Source organism: Cruoricaptor ignavus (genome assembly GCF_900141665.1).
Classification (GTDB): Bacteria; Bacteroidota; Bacteroidia; order Flavobacteriales; family Weeksellaceae; genus Cruoricaptor; species Cruoricaptor ignavus.
Window position 1 is genome coordinate 191,139 of record NZ_FQYI01000002.1, and the last position, 16,565, is coordinate 207,703.

18 protein-coding genes are annotated in these 16,565 nt (G+C 47.3%); 8 read left to right on the top strand and 10 right to left on the bottom strand.

What is annotated here, in order from left to right; all coding sequences use genetic code 11:
• Nucleotides 1–18: 18 nt before the first annotated feature.
• Both BUB43_RS03280 and BUB43_RS03285 read left to right on the top strand, forming a co-directional pair.
• Entirely contained in the window at nucleotides 19–981 is a 963-nt protein-coding gene (locus tag BUB43_RS03280) for a D-2-hydroxyacid dehydrogenase (protein WP_073178304.1), read from the top strand.
• Nucleotides 982–985: 4 nt separating this feature from the next.
• Entirely contained in the window at nucleotides 986–2,230 is a 1,245-nt protein-coding gene (locus BUB43_RS03285) for a DUF1015 domain-containing protein (protein WP_073178306.1), read from the top strand.
• A gap of 67 nt (nucleotides 2,231–2,297) precedes the next feature.
• On the opposite strand, the gene BUB43_RS03290 is transcribed toward BUB43_RS03285, so the two are convergent.
• Both BUB43_RS03290 and BUB43_RS03295 read right to left on the bottom strand, forming a co-directional pair.
• Complete coding sequence (locus BUB43_RS03290) at nucleotides 2,298–3,359, bottom strand: peptidylprolyl isomerase (RefSeq protein ID WP_395858362.1); 1,062 nt, start codon at nucleotides 3,357–3,359, stop codon at nucleotides 2,298–2,300.
• Between the two features lie 160 nt (nucleotides 3,360–3,519).
• Complete coding sequence (locus BUB43_RS03295; protein ID WP_073178310.1) at nucleotides 3,520–4,581, bottom strand: branched-chain amino acid aminotransferase; 1,062 nt, start codon at nucleotides 4,579–4,581, stop codon at nucleotides 3,520–3,522.
• Between the two features lie 53 nt (nucleotides 4,582–4,634).
• On the opposite strand from BUB43_RS03295, the gene mnmD reads away from it, so the two are divergent.
• Together mnmD and BUB43_RS03305 are read left to right on the top strand one after the other, a co-directional pair.
• On the top strand, nucleotides 4,635–5,318 hold the full coding sequence (gene mnmD, locus BUB43_RS03300; protein WP_073178312.1) for a tRNA (5-methylaminomethyl-2-thiouridine)(34)-methyltransferase MnmC2: 684 nt from the start codon (nucleotides 4,635–4,637) through the stop codon (nucleotides 5,316–5,318).
• Nucleotides 5,319–5,393: 75 nt separating this feature from the next.
• Entirely contained in the window at nucleotides 5,394–5,810 is a 417-nt protein-coding gene (locus BUB43_RS03305) for an NUDIX domain-containing protein (protein WP_073178314.1), read from the top strand.
• A 9-nt stretch (nucleotides 5,811–5,819) separates the two neighbouring features.
• Here BUB43_RS03305 and BUB43_RS03310 read toward each other — a convergent pair whose 3' ends face one another.
• The gene (locus BUB43_RS03310; RefSeq protein WP_260200454.1) at nucleotides 5,820–6,542 is read right to left on the bottom strand and encodes a DUF4294 domain-containing protein; all 723 of its coding nucleotides are present in this window, start codon (nucleotides 6,540–6,542) and stop codon (nucleotides 5,820–5,822) included.
• A gap of 91 nt (nucleotides 6,543–6,633) precedes the next feature.
• Here BUB43_RS03310 and BUB43_RS03315 point away from each other — a divergent pair, with 91 nt between their 5' ends.
• The 4 genes from BUB43_RS03315 to rpe are packed head-to-tail and all read left to right on the top strand — an operon-like array spanning nucleotide 6,634 to nucleotide 10,985.
• Nucleotides 6,634–7,758: a vWA domain-containing protein gene (locus BUB43_RS03315; protein ID WP_073178602.1), complete on the top strand. Its 1,125-nt coding sequence runs from the start codon at nucleotides 6,634–6,636 to the stop codon at nucleotides 7,756–7,758.
• 21 nt (nucleotides 7,759–7,779) lie between these two features.
• On the top strand, nucleotides 7,780–9,243 hold the full coding sequence (locus BUB43_RS03320; RefSeq protein WP_073178317.1) for an AAA family ATPase: 1,464 nt from the start codon (nucleotides 7,780–7,782) through the stop codon (nucleotides 9,241–9,243).
• A 15-nt stretch (nucleotides 9,244–9,258) separates the two neighbouring features.
• On the top strand, nucleotides 9,259–10,338 hold the full coding sequence (locus BUB43_RS03325) for a M28 family peptidase (RefSeq protein ID WP_073178319.1): 1,080 nt from the start codon (nucleotides 9,259–9,261) through the stop codon (nucleotides 10,336–10,338).
• Nucleotides 10,335–10,985 carry a ribulose-phosphate 3-epimerase gene (gene rpe / locus BUB43_RS03330; protein WP_073178321.1) on the top strand — a complete coding sequence of 217 codons (651 nt, stop codon included), beginning with the start codon at nucleotides 10,335–10,337 and terminating at the stop codon, nucleotides 10,983–10,985. Before BUB43_RS03325 ends, rpe begins: the two co-directional genes overlap by 4 nt.
• 59 nt (nucleotides 10,986–11,044) lie before the next feature.
• On the opposite strand, the gene BUB43_RS03335 is transcribed toward rpe, so the two are convergent.
• The 7 genes from BUB43_RS03335 to BUB43_RS03370 form a co-directional block, all read right to left on the bottom strand.
• Nucleotides 11,045–11,464 carry a nucleoside-diphosphate kinase gene (locus BUB43_RS03335; protein WP_073178322.1) on the bottom strand — a complete coding sequence of 140 codons (420 nt, stop codon included), beginning with the start codon at nucleotides 11,462–11,464 and terminating at the stop codon, nucleotides 11,045–11,047.
• A 162-nt stretch (nucleotides 11,465–11,626) separates the two neighbouring features.
• Nucleotides 11,627–12,553, bottom strand: a complete 927-nt coding sequence (gene rsgA, locus BUB43_RS03340; RefSeq protein ID WP_073178324.1) for a ribosome small subunit-dependent GTPase A — start codon at nucleotides 12,551–12,553, stop codon at nucleotides 11,627–11,629.
• Between the two features lies 1 nt (nucleotide 12,554).
• On the bottom strand, nucleotides 12,555–13,634 hold the full coding sequence (locus BUB43_RS03345; protein ID WP_073178326.1) for a chorismate mutase: 1,080 nt from the start codon (nucleotides 13,632–13,634) through the stop codon (nucleotides 12,555–12,557).
• A 14-nt stretch (nucleotides 13,635–13,648) separates the two neighbouring features.
• Nucleotides 13,649–14,050, bottom strand: a complete 402-nt coding sequence (locus tag BUB43_RS03350) for a hypothetical protein (protein WP_143154021.1) — start codon at nucleotides 14,048–14,050, stop codon at nucleotides 13,649–13,651.
• Between the two features lie 200 nt (nucleotides 14,051–14,250).
• Nucleotides 14,251–15,333: a DNA polymerase III subunit gamma/tau gene (gene dnaX, locus BUB43_RS03360; RefSeq protein ID WP_073178331.1), complete on the bottom strand. Its 1,083-nt coding sequence runs from the start codon at nucleotides 15,331–15,333 to the stop codon at nucleotides 14,251–14,253.
• A gap of 85 nt (nucleotides 15,334–15,418) precedes the next feature.
• Complete coding sequence (locus BUB43_RS03365) at nucleotides 15,419–16,024, bottom strand: inorganic pyrophosphatase (protein WP_073178333.1); 606 nt, start codon at nucleotides 16,022–16,024, stop codon at nucleotides 15,419–15,421.
• Nucleotides 16,025–16,552, bottom strand: a complete 528-nt coding sequence (locus BUB43_RS03370; protein ID WP_073178334.1) for a DUF7935 family protein — start codon at nucleotides 16,550–16,552, stop codon at nucleotides 16,025–16,027.
• Nucleotides 16,553–16,565: the final 13 nt, after the last annotated feature.

Here is a 16,565-nt window from a genome sequence, read left to right on the forward strand (position 1 = left end):
ATCCTAAAAATTGAAACTATGAAAATTTTAGCAAACGACGGTATTTCCAAAGCTGGAAAAAAGGCGCTGGAAGAAGGCGGACAGGAATTGCTCGAAAATAAAATTCCGCAGGAAGAGCTTGCAGATTTCATCAACCAAAACAATGTGGAAGTGCTGCTGGTACGCAGCGCAACGAAGGTTCGGCAGGATTTGATAGATGCCTGCCCTTCGCTGAAAATCATTGGGCGTGGCGGTGTAGGAATGGACAACATTGATGTGGAATATGCGAGAGGCAAAGGCATCAAGGTGATTAATACGCCTTCCGCTTCATCACGCTCGGTAGCAGAAATGGTTTTCGCGCACTTCCTTTCTCTCGCAAGATTTCTGCACGAATCGAACAGGATGATGCCTCTGGAAGGCGAATCGAAATTCAATGATTTGAAGAAATCTTATTCCAAAGCCGTGGAACTCAGCGGGAAAACGCTGGGTGTGATTGGTTTCGGCGGCATCGGAAAAGAGGTGGTGAAAATGGCGATAGCCTTCGGAATGCAGGTAAAGGTGCTGACGACCAAAGCAAGAACGGAAAGCATTAGCCTGAAATTCTTCGACGGGCAAAGAGTGGATTTCCAAATTGAGACCACCGATAATATGGAAGAATTCCTGAAAGATTTGGATTTCCTTACGATTAATACGCCGAAAACTGATGGCTATCTTATTGATAATGAACAATTTAAAATGATGAAGGACGGAATCTTCATCGTAAATACGGCAAGAGGCGGCGTGATCAACGAAAAATCTCTCATCGATGCGATTGAGGCCGGAAAGGTAGCCGGTGCAGCGCTGGATGTTTTCGAAGAGGAGCCTACGCCTGCGCTCTCGCTGCTGATGAACCCTGCGCTTTCGCTTTCGCCGCACCTTGGCGGAAACACGGTGGATGCCCAGGAAAAAATCGGCACAGAGCTCGCCGAGCAAATCATTGAACTTAGCAAAAGTTATAAATAAAAAAATGCCAACTTTCAGACCTTTCCGGGGCATACGCCCAAGCGAAGAATATGTGGGAAATTTTCCATCCCTGCCTATTGAATCCCTATCAGATCAGGATTACCTTACACTTTCCGAAGACAAGACTACTTATGTAAATATGGTGAGCCCCGCGGAAAAGGGCAAGGCTTCCGATTTGGATAAAAGTCTAAAAAAAGTACGCACAAATTTTGAGGATCTCATTGAAAATAAGGTACTTATGCAGGATGTTTCTGCGTATTATCTCTATGAGCAGATCCTCCCGAATAAAACGGTGTACCGCGGGCTTCTCGGGCTGATAAGTGTGGAGGATTTTATTAACGGGAAAATAAAAAAACACGAATCTACGCTTACGGAGAGGAAGCAACAGCTGGCTAAATATCTGGACCGAGTAAATATTCAGGCGGAACCTGTATTGCTGACTTACAACTCTAACCCAAAGGTGGAGCTGATAATGAACAATGAGGAGAAAACAGTGCCTGTAATGAACTACACATCTCCCAACGGAATTCGGCACAAACTCTGGAGGATAGACAACCGCCTGAAAATTCAGCAGCTGAAGGAGGCATTAGACCCTATCGAGTCATTTTATATTGCGGATGGGCATCACCGGATGGGTTCCACGGCACTTCTGGCGCAAAGCCGGAACGAAAAGGCAAAAAAAACCTTCGGCTCGGAGCCCTACAACTTTGTCCTGTCTTACATCGTTTCCAAAGACAGCATTAAAATCCACGATTACAACCGACTCATCAAAGACCTGAACGGCCTTACAGAGGAGGAATTTCTGAAGAAGCTGGAAAAAACCTTCCTGATAAATGAAAAGGGCAGCGAACCTTATTTTCCATCAAAAAAATTCCACATCAGCATGTACCTAGGCGGCAAATTTTATAGCCTACATGTAAAGCACGAGCTGCGGCAGGCGGAGATGGAAAATCTGCGTGATTTCGACCACTATCTGCTGGAAAAGTATGTGATTGATGAAATCCTGAACATCGAAGACTTCCGCACAACGGACAGAATTAATTATGTTCGAGGAAATTCTACCCTGGATGGTATTCTTCAGCTGAAAGATATGGTGGATTCCGGCGAGTACGAAGTAGGCTTCGGAGTACACCCTATCAGCTATAATGACTTGGTGAAAATCTCGGAAAACTCAATCGAAATGCCGCCGAAATGCACACTGATTGAGCCGAAAGTCATCAGCGCCCTGGTAATGTACGATATGAAGTAACTCTCTGATTTTCAAAAAAGAAACGGCAACTTTCTCAGTTGCCGTTTTTGTTTTGGTGTGATAGCTTTTACTTCGCGCCCATTACCTGAACATCGAAAATCAGCCAGGCATTTGGCGGGATAATTCCGCCTGCACCTCTTTCACCGTAGCCTAAGTTGGACGGGATTAAAAGCGTAGCCTCATCGCCCACATTCAAAAGCAGCAGGCCTTCATCCCAGCCTCTTATTACGCGGCCTGTTCCCACAGGAAACTCAATCGGCTCACCTCTTTTGAAGGAATTATCGAATTCCATTCCGTTCGTCAGCCTTCCGGCATAGTGCACGGCAACCATCTGCCCTTGCTCAACTTTCGGGCCGCTGCCCTTCTTCGTAATTTTATACATCAATCCGGAAGCCGTAGTTTCCATACCCTGCTTCAGCTCCTCCAGTTGCTTCGTCGCCTCAGCTTCCTGCTTTCTCAAAAAATCACGGTTGTTCTCCTGAATTTTTCCCTTTCCTTCGTTAAAAACCTTCGTCGCATCGTAATCTTTATATTGATTTCCTTTGCTGAAAACGGAAACTTTTTCCAGCACTACATCGGTTTTCGGTTTGTCCTGCGGCCCTTTTTCTACGGCTGCAATTTTGTCGATAACTTCCTCGCCTTCTACTACTTTGCCAAAAACCGTGTGCTTCCCATCAAGCCACGGTGTAGGAACCTGCGTGATGAAAAACTGCGAGCCATTGGTATTCGGTCCGGAATTCGCCATAGAAAGAATGCCTTTTCCCGTGTGTTTCAGGTCATTTTTCTCATCTTCAAATTTATAACCTGGGTCACCCATTCCAGTTCCCTGGGCATCGCCACCCTGAATCATAAAATCCTGGATGACACGGTGGAAAATGGTGCCGTCGTAAAACGGAACGCCCTTCGGTTTTTTATTATTATCGATTTTTCCTTCGGCAAGCCCGATGAAATTGGCCACGGTAACCGGTGATTTTTCATCTTCAAATTTCACCAGCATATTGCCCTGGGAAGTTTGCAGGTTGGCATAAAGGCCGTCGTTCAGCCCTTCGTAAGTTTGTTTGTCAACATTCATTTTCTTATAAATTGGTGTACAACTTGTCAAAATCGCTGCAGCAGCTGCAGAGAGCATCAGTTTCTTAATCATTTTCTTCAAATTAAGATTTGCGAAAATAATGATTTTTCTTCAAATAATTTCCAAAACTAACACTCCAAACTTTTGCGATTGCTTCCGCAAAAGTTACAAAAAAATCGGAAGGCTAAACTTCCGATTATTATATAGTCTATGGAAATCAGTTCTTTCTCTCCACCAAAACTCTCCATCCGAAAGGATCTTCAGCCTGGTTGGTTTGAATATCCACCAATGCTTTTTTCAGTTGCAGCGCGTAGCTCTCTGATTCGTCCAGCTGGGGAAGTTCAAGTTTTTCGTCCTCGTATCCGATGGCTTTAAACTGGGAAGTTACCACTGCGGTACCCACGCCCCAGGCCTCTTTCAGGCTGCCGTCTTTATGCGCCTTATACACATCTTCCACCTTCAGATCGCCAATGATTACCTCGATTCCCTTATGCTTCGCCAACTGAATGAAGCTGTCCCTCGTCACACCATCCAAAATTCGCTCCGAAGTCTTCGGCGTGAAAATCGTGTCGTTGATGCGCACCATCACATTCATCGTTCCGCTCTCTTCCATCAGGGTGTGCGTGGCATCATCCGTCCATATAATTTGGTCGTAGCCTTCTTCTTTAGCTACTTTTGTTGGATAAAACGCTCCAGCGTAGTTGCCGGCAGCCTTGGCAAAGCCTACCCCGCCGTTCGCCGCCCGGGAATAGTACTTGGAAACCTTCACAGACACCGGCGCCGTGTAGTAGGCTTTTGCCGGCGTAGTAAGGATTGCGAAGATATATTTCTCTGAAATCCGCGCCTTCAGGGCTTCTTCAGATGCGAAAAGTACAGGTCTCAGATAGAGCGACAGCCCTTCCCCGTGCGGCACCCATTCGCGGTCGAGATCTACAAGGGCCTTCAGCCCGCCGATGAACATTTCCTCAGAAATCTGCGGCATCGCGAGGCGCTCCGCAGATTTGTTCAATCTTTCAAAATTCTTGTCGGGACGGAAGAGAAACACCTGCCCATCTGCATCTTTATAGGCTTTCATACCTTCAAATGCTGCCTGGCCGTAGTGCGCTACCATGATGGCTGGCGAAATTTGCAGCGGCCCGTAAGGCATTATTTGCGGTTCGCTCCACTCTCCATTTTCCCAATTGGCTATCAGCATATGGTCGCCAAATACCTCACCAAATGTAATGTTGCCAACATCAAGACTGCCGATGCGGGAATTTTCGGTTTTTGTAATTTTCATAATTTTTCAGCTATAAAATGCTAATTTACGAATAATTCATTTACATTTGAAAAATGGCACTACACAGGGAGATCCGCACCACAGCGGACGGCAGCAGCACGCTGCATATCAATGAATTAAATGAAAACTACCATTCAGGACACGGGGCGCTTCAGGAGGCGAGGCATGTTTTTATAGAAAACGGGCTGAAACTTACGGTCCAGGAGGAAATAAATATTCTTGAACTGGGCTTTGGTACGGGGCTGAACTTCTTGGTAACGGCCGAAGAATTTTTGCAAAATGAAGGTATCAGGAAGATAAACTATTTTTCTTTGGAAAAATATCCGGTGACCATAGAAGAGGCACAATCGCTGAATTATCATCAATTATTCCAGGGAGATTTTGAGGAAACTTTTTATAAAATCCACGCATGCGATTGGGAGGAAACTGTAGAGATTTTACCTGAGATAAATTTAAAAAAATTCCAGTGCGATTTTTTCAACCTTGAAAATCTGGACATTCCTCTTGCAGATTTAGTCTATTTCGATTGTTTCGGGGCGCGGGTTCAGCCAGATCTTTGGGAAACACCCCTGCTGAAAATGGTTCGGGGTAAAATGCGTCCGGGAGGGCTCTTCACCACCTATGCTTCCAAAGGAAGCCTCCAGAGAAACCTCCGATCTTTGGGTTTTGAAGTGCAAAAACGCCCCGGGCCGCCAGGCAAACGCGAAATGTGCACCGCGAGATTATTAGATGAATGATGGCTGAAGATAATTTTCCTATATTGCTCACTGCTTATTCCTACTGCTAACGCTCAACTAATCAAAACAACAATTATGTTCAACATTCGTGTTTATGCTCTCTGCATTAAAAACCACGCCGTGCTCGCGCTTGCAGAGGAGTACGCCGGCACCCGCCTGCTAAAATTCCCCGGGGGCGGACTGGAGTATGGCGAGGGCACGCTGGAGTGCCTAAGGCGCGAGCTGGGCGAAGAGCTGAATCTTACTCCGGAAAATTTCCGGCACTTCTACACGCAGGAGGATTATGTAAAATCCCGATTCAGGGAGAACGAGCAGCTGCTGACGATTTATTATCTCGCAGATATCGATGATACTGATCTGATCCTTCGGGATCCGTGCATTTCCGAAGCGCGCTGGGTCCCGCTGCATTCCACGGGCAACCCTTTCCCCCTGCCGGTGGACAGCCTCGTTTTCGAAAAACTTAAATCTGAATCTTCCGAGGGCAGAATATGAGCCAGAATTTTATTTAATTTTAAAATCCTGATAGCCTTCGTACGGCTGCAGATAGCCAAGCGCCCAGCCCGTCTGCAGCAGAGATTCCAGATACTCGTCCTCGCGGTGTAGGCGCGGATTATAGGGCGTTTTTAAATCAACATCGGCGGCATTCCCCTTCACATTCCACCAGAAGGCGCTCCACCCTCCGCGAAAATCCCTGATGATTTCATACACGGTTTTCCCCGTGGCCCGGTTCATTAATTTGGCAAAAACCCGCCCCTCGGTGGTGGTAAGATCGCGAAGCTGTTTTTCGTATTGCTCGGCAAGCTCGGCCTGTTTCTGTCTTGTGTACTTTCGCCTGTCGGAAGGGTTCATCGAGGCCAGCTCCTCCTCAAGGGCCCTGTACTGTACCAATGCGGTGAGGAATAGCGGGTACACGCGGTTGAGCTTCTTATTAAGGAAATAGTAAAAATTCCTGTCCAGCTGGTTATTGAAATGAGGCTTTGCCCGAAGGAAAACTTCATCCAGCACCACTACTGCCTCCCCTTCTATCTCATAAATTTTTGCCCGCTGGGCGGCATCATAATAATATTTTTGGCCAAATTCATCTGTCTTTATCTGGTCCTTCGGATATTGGCTAAGCGGCGTAACCGTTATGCTGTCCACAGTTTGCGAATTCGCAAAACCCCCTGAGACTAGGAAAATCTGCATCAGCAAAATGCCCTTCAATTTTGGGAAAAAACTCATCATTTCAAATATCTCGGGTTTCAAATTCTATACCGCTTTTTTCCCGGGCGCTGCTGTACAATATGCTGAAAATGATTTTTGTAATTTTGACGGTATGAAAAAAAGTTCTGCCGGCTTCATTTTTAAAAACTATGAGCCGAAATCCCAGACTCCTTTTGAAAAGCTTTTCGATATCTTTCAGGAACTCATCACCTATACCTCGGGCGATTTTGATGAGGCGATAGACTGGCTGCGGCAGCTGGACGAGGAATATGAGCTGACCACGCCGGAATACACAATAGATGATTTCATAAACGATCTGCTGCAAAAGGGATACATCCAGCAGCGTACAAAACCCGGCAAGGATGGTGACGGCGGAGATTATAACCTGACCTCCAAAACCGAGCAGCTGCTGCGGCAGCGCGCACTCAACCAGATTTTTGGCGATTTAAAGAAAAGCAGTGCCGGCAACCACAAAACCAGAAAAAGCGGCACCGGCGATGAGACCAGCGGCGAGCTCCGCGAATTTCAGTTCGGAGATAGCCCGGAGCACATCGCGATGACGGAAAGCCTAAGGAATGCGCAAATAAACCACGGCATCGGGAATTTCTACCTCGAAGAAAGCGATCTGGTGGTGAAGGACACGCAGCTGAAAACGCAGATGAGCACCGTGCTGATGATCGACATAAGCCACAGCATGATCCTCTATGGCGAAGACCGCATCACGCCGGCAAAAAAAGTGGCAATGGCGCTCTCCGAACTAATAATGACGAGATACCCTAAAGACAGCCTCGATGTAATCGTTTTCGGAGATGATGCCTGGCCGATAAGCATTCAGGAGATCCCTTACCTCCAGGTGGGGCCCTTCCACACCAACACGGTGGCGGGGGTGCAGCTGGCGATGGACATCCTCCGGAGGAAAAAAAATTCCAACAAGCAGATTTTTATGATCACAGACGGCAAGCCTACCTGCATACGCCTGCCGGACGGACACTACTACCGCAACCACTTCGGGCTGGATGACTTCATCACCGGGCAGTGCTACACCATCGCGGCGCAAGCGAGGAAGCTCGGCATTTCCATCACCACCTTTATGATCACGCAAGATCCTGAGCTGGAGCGGTTTATAGAAAAATTTACAGAATCTAATCAAGGAAAGGCGATATACAGCAGCCTGGGGAATTTGGGGGAAATGATTTTCCAGGATTATGAGCAAAACCGCGGCAGGAAATCGAGATAATTAACAGAAACAATACCTAAAATGAGCATTACCAATATAAAAACTTTCGGCGATCTGAAAGCTTCGGGCTACAGGCCGAAAGGCATTAAAGACGAACTTCGTGAAAATTTAATACAAAAAATTAAGAAAAATGAAAATGCCTTCCCCGGCGTATACGGGTACGAGGACACCGTAATCCCGGAACTGGAGCGGGCGATACTCTCCCGGCATAACATTAATCTCCTGGGGCTTCGCGGGCAGGCAAAAACCAGGATGGCACGCCAGATGGTGAACCTCCTCGATGAGTACATCCCGGTGGTGGACGGCTCCGAAATAAATGATGATCCGTACAGCCCGATTTCGCGCTTCGCAAAGGAGCTGATGGAGGAAATGGGCGACGGCACGCCGATCCGCTGGATGCACCGCAGCGAGAGATTTTCAGAAAAACTTGCCACGCCGGATACCACGGTGGCCGACCTCATCGGCGATGTGGACCCGATAAAGGCAGCCAACCTGAAACTCAGCTATGCCGACGACCGCGTGCTACACTACGGCATGATCCCCCGCGCCAACCGATGCATTTTCGTGATAAATGAGCTGCCGGATCTGCAGGCAAAAATCCAGGTATCTCTCTTCAATATTCTGCAGGAAGGCGATGTACAGATACGGGGCTTCAAGCTGAGGATGCCGCTGGATATTCAGTTCGTTTTTACCGCAAACCCGGAAGATTATACCAACAGGGGGAGCATCGTGACGCCACTGAAAGACCGGATCGGCTCGCAGATCCTCACGCACTACCCTGCCGACTTGGAGACTGCGAAAAAAATCACAGCGCAGGAAGCAAAATTCGAGCCCGAGCTTTCTGAAAAAATCACCGTGCCGGAACTTGCGAAAGATGTCTTGGAGCAAATCAGCTTCGAGGCAAGGAATAATGAATATATCGACGAGAAATCCGGCGTGAGTGCCAGGATGAGCATTACCGCCTATCAAAACCTGATGAGTACGGCAGAGCGCCGCCTCCTGAAAAGCAATGAAAACCAGACCACCATAAGATTATCCGATTTTCTCGGAGTGGTGCCGGCAATCACCGGAAAGGTAGAGCTGGTATACGAGGGCGAGCTGGAGGGTGCGGCATCTGTAGCGGAAAATCTGATAGAGAACGCAGTGAAGACCTTATTCGATGAGCGTTTCCCAAAAATTGAAAAACTTCAGAAAAAAACCAGCACAACGCCGTATGATCCACTGATCGCGTGGTTTGCTGACGGTAATGAGCTGGAACTTTCCAATGAACTTACAGACGACCAATATCGCCAGGAACTCGACCGGGCGAAACCGCTGTGGAAATTAATCAGCGACTACCAGCCGGGCCTACCTGCAGAGGAAAGATATTTCCTTGCGGAGATGATCCTCTGGGCACTTGGCTCATATCAGAAAATCAGCAGAAACAAAATGGAACGCAGCATAAGTTTTTCTGACGAAATGACCAATTTTTTGCGCAACCTTTAATTTTAAAATCAAAAAATGTTCAAAGAGCAATCTTTAAATTTTCTCGAAAAATACCTTAATACCCCATCCCCTACGGGCTACGAGCGCGCCGGGCAGCAGCTCTGGATAGATTATATTTCGGAGTTTGTGGATGAAGTGCGTACAGATTTCTACGGCACAGCCTACGGAATCATCAATCCCGAAGCAGAATTCAAAGTGGTAATAGAAGCCCACGCCGACGAAATTTCCTGGTATGTGAATTATATAACAGATGACGGATTAATTTATGTAATCCGCAACGGCGGCTCAGATGAGGCAATTGCACCTTCAAAAACGGTTCTTATCCACGGAGAAAAGGGCGTAGTAAAAGGCGTTTTCGGCTGGCCAGCCATTCATACAAGAATCGGTAAGGATGAAGATATAAAACCTAAAATTGAAAATATCTTCATAGACTGCGGCGCTACTTCCAAAGCCGAAGCGGAAGAGCTCGGGATATCTGTAGGCTGCATCATTACTTATCCTGACGAGTTTTTTGATTTGAATGATCGCTATTTCGTCTGCCGCGCTCTGGACAACCGTATCGGCGGGTTTATGATTGCAGAAGTCGCCAGGCTAATTAAGGAAAATGCAAATAAATTGCCTTTTGGTTTGTATATCACAAATTCTGTGCAAGAAGAAGTTGGGCTATATGGCGCACAGATGATTGCGGAGCGCATTAAACCGAACCTCGCCATTGTCACCGATGTGACGCACGACACCACTACACCAATGATGGAGAAAAAGAAGGAGGGCGACCAGAAATGCGGCGGCGGGCCGGTGGTATATTTTGCGCCTGCCGTTCATCACAACTTGCGGGAGCTCATCATCGACACTGCAAAATCTAAAGAAATTCCCTTCCAGCGGGCGGCCTCTAGCCGGGCTACCGGCACGGACACGGATGCATTTGCACACGCCAACGGCGGCATACCGAGCGCGCTGATCTCCCTGCCGCTGCGCTATATGCACACCACGGTGGAGATGGTGGCAAAAGAAGATGTTGCGAATGTGATCCGCCTGATTTACGAAACTCTGATGCGCATAACACCAGATTTTAACCTGAAATACCACGACCGATGAAAAGGAAAATCTTAGCACCCTCGCTGCTGTCGGCGGATTTCGGCAACCTGCAGCGGGACATCGAAATGCTGAACCGTTCTGCCGCTGAGTGGATTCACATTGATGTAATGGACGGCAGATTCGTCCCGAACATTTCCTTCGGCTTCCCAGTGATGAAGGCGGTAAAGCAGCACTCGGAGAAATTTGTAGATGTGCATCTGATGATAGTGGAACCGGAAAAGTATGCTTCGCAATTCGTGCAGGCTGGCGCGGATCTTGTCTCCGTACAGGTGGAGGCCTGCACACATCTGCACCGTACCGTAAAGCAGATTCAGGAGGCAGGCGCGAAGGTGGGCGTGGTGCTGAACCCCGCTACGCCGGTGATGATGCTGGAGGATATAATTGCCGAGGTAGATTTGGTTTTGCTTATGAGTGTAAATCCGGGATTCGGCGGGCAGAAATTTATTGAAAATACTTACAGGAAACTGGCAGAGACAAAAAATCTTATCGAAAAAAACAATTCATCCGCGCTGATTGAAGTAGATGGCGGAGTAAATTTGGAGAACGCTTCAAAACTTTTCGCAGCTGGTGCCGATGTTCTGGTAGCGGGTAATGCAGTATTTTCCACAGAAAATCCGGAAAACACGATCCGCGAACTATTAGGCTGAGTACTAGGAATTATAAAAGCCGGGCTGAGTTCCCGGCTTTATGTTAACAAATACTTAGTCTAAAAAATTTCACGGCCTGCAAAATGAAATGCTGACTCGATCTTAGCATTCTCATCAGAGTCGGAGCCGTGCACAGCATTTTCGCCAACATTTTTAGCGTACAACTTGCGGATTGTTCCCTCCTCCGCTTCTGCGGGGTTGGTAGCGCCAATAAGTTTGCGGAAATCTTCCACAGCATTTTCTTTTTCCAATACTGCCGCCACGATAGGGCCTGAGGACATAAATTCCACCAACTCGCCATAGAACGGCCTTTCGGAGTGGACTTCGTAGAACTTCTTTGCATCCTCTTCTGTAAGGCGCGTGAGTTTCATCGCTTTAAATTTAAACCCAGCCTCGGCAATTTTGCCAAGAATCGCTCCGATATGCCCGCCGGCTACGGCATCGGGCTTGATCATCGTAAAGGTGATATTTCCTGCCATTTTATAAAATTTCTGGCAAATTTACGAAAAAAGCATTTTTAGGTTTCCATACCGAAATAAAATCATTGGCATAAAAATTGATAATCACAAAATGATTCTCATGTTTTAATTTGAGTTTTCATGGTTATTAGTTTTTACCTCTGCCAGTAATGGCGGAGGTTTTTATTTAATCTGGGCTTCCTGAGCTTCAGCCAAGAGTTTAAGATAATCAGCAAAACGGAATTCCGCAATTTCCCCAGCTTCCACCTTTGCTGCCACGGCACACTGAGGCTCGGAAATATGCATACAATTGTAGTATTTGCATCCCTCCGCTGCCGACAGTATTTCAGGAAAATAATGCTGGACTTCATCCGGCTCCACTTCGGTCAGTGCGAATTCTCGCACGCCAGGCGTATCTATCACCGCGCCGCCGAAATCCCAGAAGTGCATCTGGGCAAAGGTGGTAGTGTGCCTGCCCTTCAGGTGGGCTGCGGAAACCTCTCCGGTTTTCAGGTTGAGCCCGGGCTGAAGGCTGTTTACAAGGGTGGATTTTCCGCTGCCGGAGTGCCCGAAAAATACCGAAGTTTTATCCTGTATCTTGGCTTTTATTGATTCAAGATTTAAGTTTGAAACTGAGGACAAGCTAATTGCCTCATACCCAATATTTTGATAAATCTCCATCAGGCTCTCCGCGAGAGGGATGTCCTGCTCATCCAGCAGATCCCATTTATTGAAAAGTATAAGCGGGGGGATGCTGTATGCCTCGCAGCAAACCAAAAACCGGTCGAGAAAGCCTGTGGATGTTTCCGGATTTTTCAGGGTAAAAAGAAAGCAGGCTATATCCAGGTTGGCAGCGATAATGTGGAACTCCTTCGAGAGATTTACAGATTTCCGGATGAGATAGTTTTCCCGCGGCTCGATTTTGGTGATCCACGCCACACCGTCTTCCCCAATCTGAAATTCCACACGGTCTCCCACGGCAAGCGGGTTGGTGAGGCGAATTTTCTGAAGTTTAAATTTCCCCCGAATCCTCGCTTCGAAAAATTCCCGGGAAGACTCTTCCATCACCTGGTACCAGCTGCCGGTAGATTTTGTGACTAAGCCCTTCAAATCAGTGGGTTTTCATAAGCCTGTTCTGTACATCCACTGCCTCTTCGTGGATGGTTTTAAAAATCTTCTGCACAAACTCGGGCGAAAGCCTGGCTTCTTCTGCTCGGCGGGCAGCGTACTCAGAAACTATTTTCCAGCGCTCTGGCTGGAACACCGCCAGGTTTTGCTCCTGCTTTATCACGCCTATATTTTTCACCATATCAAACCTTTGAGACAAAAGGTTGATAAGCTGCAAATCCAGATCGGAGATCATCGCGCGGTACTGATCCAGCCTTTCCGGGGCACCGACGCAAGCCGAGTTTCTCAGCTGCAGGTTGGCCAGGATCTCCGCCAAAGCATGGGGGGTTATCTGCTGCGCTGCGTCGCTCCAGGCCTTCTCTGGCTGAAAATGCGTCTCGATCATCGCACCCTGATAGCCCATGTTCATTGCCGATTGTGTGATTTCCGCAATACCCTCCCGGTTTCCGCAAATGTGCGAAGGATCTATTAAAAGCGGGATGTTTGGGAATTCATTTTTGAAATCCAGCGCAATCTGCCAGTTGGGATTGTTCCTGTATTTTACCTTTTGGTAGGTAGAAAATCCGCGGTGGATGGCCCCGAGCTTCGTGATCCCCCTACCCGATAGGCGTTCGAAAGCGCCAATCCACAACGCTAGATCGGGATTCACAGGATTTTTTACAAGGATGATTTTTCCCGTATCTGCCAGAGCGTCAGCGATTTCCTGCACTGTGAAGGGATTCGCCGCCGAGCGTGCGCCTATCCATAGGAAATCAATATCCGCAGCAAGTGCAGCCTCCGCATGCCGGGCGGTAGCCACCTCCGTTGCCGTGCGGAAACCGAATTCTTCCTTAGCCTTTTTTAGCCATTCCAATCCTATGGCGCCCACTCCCTCAAAACCGTTGGGCTTGGTACGCGGCTTCCAGATCCCTGCGCGGAACACCGGCACTGCGGCTCCGCTCTGCCGGATGCCGGCTGCTGTTTGCAGCACTTGCTCCTCGTACTCGGCGCTGCAGGGCCCTGCGATAATGAGCGGCTGGGGAAAATCAGCAATCCAGCTGTTATGGATTTGATGTAAATTCATTCAGGCAAAAATAATCAACTCAAATCAAACTGCATCAGCTCGTGCAAATCCTTCAGCAGGGGGTTGATTTCTGCAAATTTTTCAAATTTTTTTCTCGTAGTCACTACCTCTTTGCGCAGCGCGGCTTCCATCCGGAATTCCGTTTTTACTTTCTGATTGTTTACTTTAGTTTTGAAATGATTAAAAAATCTATTTTGAACTTTCTCGAATTCCGACCTTGCCGCTTCCGAGGGGTAGAGGACTTCTACCGTTTCCTCGTCCTTTTTGCCAAGTCTGAAATTCTGTATCGCGCTGAAAATCACCACATCTTCAGTCTTTAATTCGGAAAGAAATACCGCCCACTCATTTTGCAAGTCAGTGTCTGAAAAATGCTGTGCCGGCAATTCCTGCGAAGCACTCTCAATCTCTTGTTTCATTGCTGGTGCTTCCGAGAGCGCATCTTCTATACTGAATTTTTTTGAAGATGGCAATACTCCGGTTGGCTTCTCAGAAGTGATTTGCCGGGAAATCCGTTCCGGAATTTCCGCCGTTTCTTGCTTGGCAGGCTTTGATAAGAGAACGCTAGGCTCTGAAGATTTAGATACAAATTCACTGCTCTCAGCGTGGGGTGCTAAAATCAGGAACTTTTTTTTTTAAGATTTTGCGAAGATTGTAGGCTCGCCAGCTGCATCAGCGCAATTTCCACGGTAAGCCTCGGGTTTTTAGAATTTTTGTAATTAATATCGGCGTGATTGCAAATTTCAATCGCATCAATCAATTGCTGCGCCGACCAGTTTTTGCTTTGCTCGCCGTATTTCAGCTTGGTTTGCTCGCCAACTTCTATCAAACCTAAAGTCTGCGGATTTTGCGCCATCATCAAATCTCGGAAATGATTGCCCAAGCCTGCGATGAAAATCTGCGGGTCAAAACCTTTTTGCACAATCTCATTGAACGCCGATAAAATTCCTGGAATATCCTCTGCCTTCGCCAAATCAGCGATTTTCAGATATTGGTCGTAATCCAGGATATTGAGAACTTCCGCCGCTTTTTCCAGCGTGATGTTTTTCTGCGTGAAGGTGGCCAGCCGGTCAAAAATTGACAGGGCGTCACGCAAGGCACCATCCGCTTTTTGCGCCACCAGGTACAGCGCATCGTCCTCATAATTTACGCCTTCTTTTTCTGCGATTTTTCTCAGGTGCTGCTGAATATCCTCAATCGTAATCCGCTTAAAATCAAAGATTTGGCAGCGCGAAAGAATCGTCGGGATAATCTTGTGTTTTTCCGTGGTTGCCAAAATGAAAATGGCGTGAGCCGGCGGCTCTTCCAATGTTTTCAGAAAGGCATTAAATGCCGACTGAGAAAGCATATGCACCTCATCGATGATATAGACTTTGTACTTACCAACTTGCGGTGCGAAACGCACCTGGTCCACAAGTTCGCGAATATCATCCACTAAATTGTTGCTCGCAGCATCCAGCTCAAAAATGTTGTAGGCGAAGCCATCGTCCGAAGTTGAGCCGTCCTTCTCGTTAATTTTTCTTGCAAGAATTCTTGCACAAGTGGTTTTGCCGACACCTCTCGGTCCGCAGAAAAGCATCGCCTGCGCCAGCTGATTGCTTTCGATGGCGTGCTCTAAAGTATCGGTAATGTGCGACTGACCAACCACAGTATCAAATTCCTGCGGACGATACTTCCTCGCCGAAACCACGAAATTTTCCATTCTTCAAAATTAAATAAAATTCCTATAACGAAGAAAAAGAAAGGGCAGCCCGAAGACTGCCGCTAAGATTTTAGTAAAAAAATGACTATCCGAGAGCTTCGTAGTCCTTCTGCGAAGCGCGGATTACATCATACGCGTGCTCCCTACCATAGATGGAATCGATGCGGCACTGCAGCTCCTCCCCAGGCATATTTTTGTAGGTAAGGAAATAGTGCTTCAGCCTTATCACCATACCAGGCGGCAGATCTTCGATATCCGTTACATCTCCAAATGCCTGATCGCCAGCCATCACCGCGATTATTTTATCATCAGCTTCCCCTCCGTCTATCATTTTAAACCCGCCTATCGGCTTTGCCTCGAGCATTATATTGCCGTGGTTTACATTATGAGAGCTCAGCACAAGGATATCCAGCGGATCCAGGTCGCCTTCTGTAACATCCTCGCTTCCATTTTCCTGAGCCACCCGGAGTACTTCATCCGCACAATAAGTTCTTGGGATAAACCCGTAAAGCGCTGGGATGATGTTTGAAAATTTCTGGGGTCTGTCCACCTTCAGGTGCCCGGTTTCTTTATCAATTTCATACTTTATCGTATCAGACGGTACGATTTCCACAAAGACATTTACTACCTCCGGCGCCTTCTCCCCCGTGGAAATACCGTGCCACGGATGCGCTCTAAATTCTGGTTTCATTTATAAATTATTTGATTGTTTAGCAAAATACAAAGCCTCTCGTTTCAGGCTGTCCATCGTTTCTCCCACGAAATCACCCTCAGTGGCATAGTTCATAAGAAATATGGTTTTAAAATCATCGAGTGTCGCATTCTCCCCCAGGCCTTCGTAGGTTTTATGGCTCAAATTTATGATTTCATTTTTCACAAAGGTAATCTCCTTCCACAATTTTTTTGACAAATACAGTTGCTGCGGTGCATTATAGCTGAATTCTTCATTTATGCTTTTCTCCGAAAGGTAGATAAATTCGTGCGGCTTGAGATCTGCACTGAAATTCTGGACAAGATTTGAAGGCCGGAGCCTGTCCAGAAATATCGTCATTTTCTCATAGGCCACGGCGCGGCTCTGCGAAGAAACACCGGCGCCGAGCAACCTGAGTTCCTGCTCCTTCAGGCGGACAAAATCTTTAAGAAATTGCCTGAAATATATCAGGAATGGCGCGGCTATTATCAGCGCGGCAGCGTATGGTAGAAGATCCTCTAAGTTCATTTCGTGGCACAAA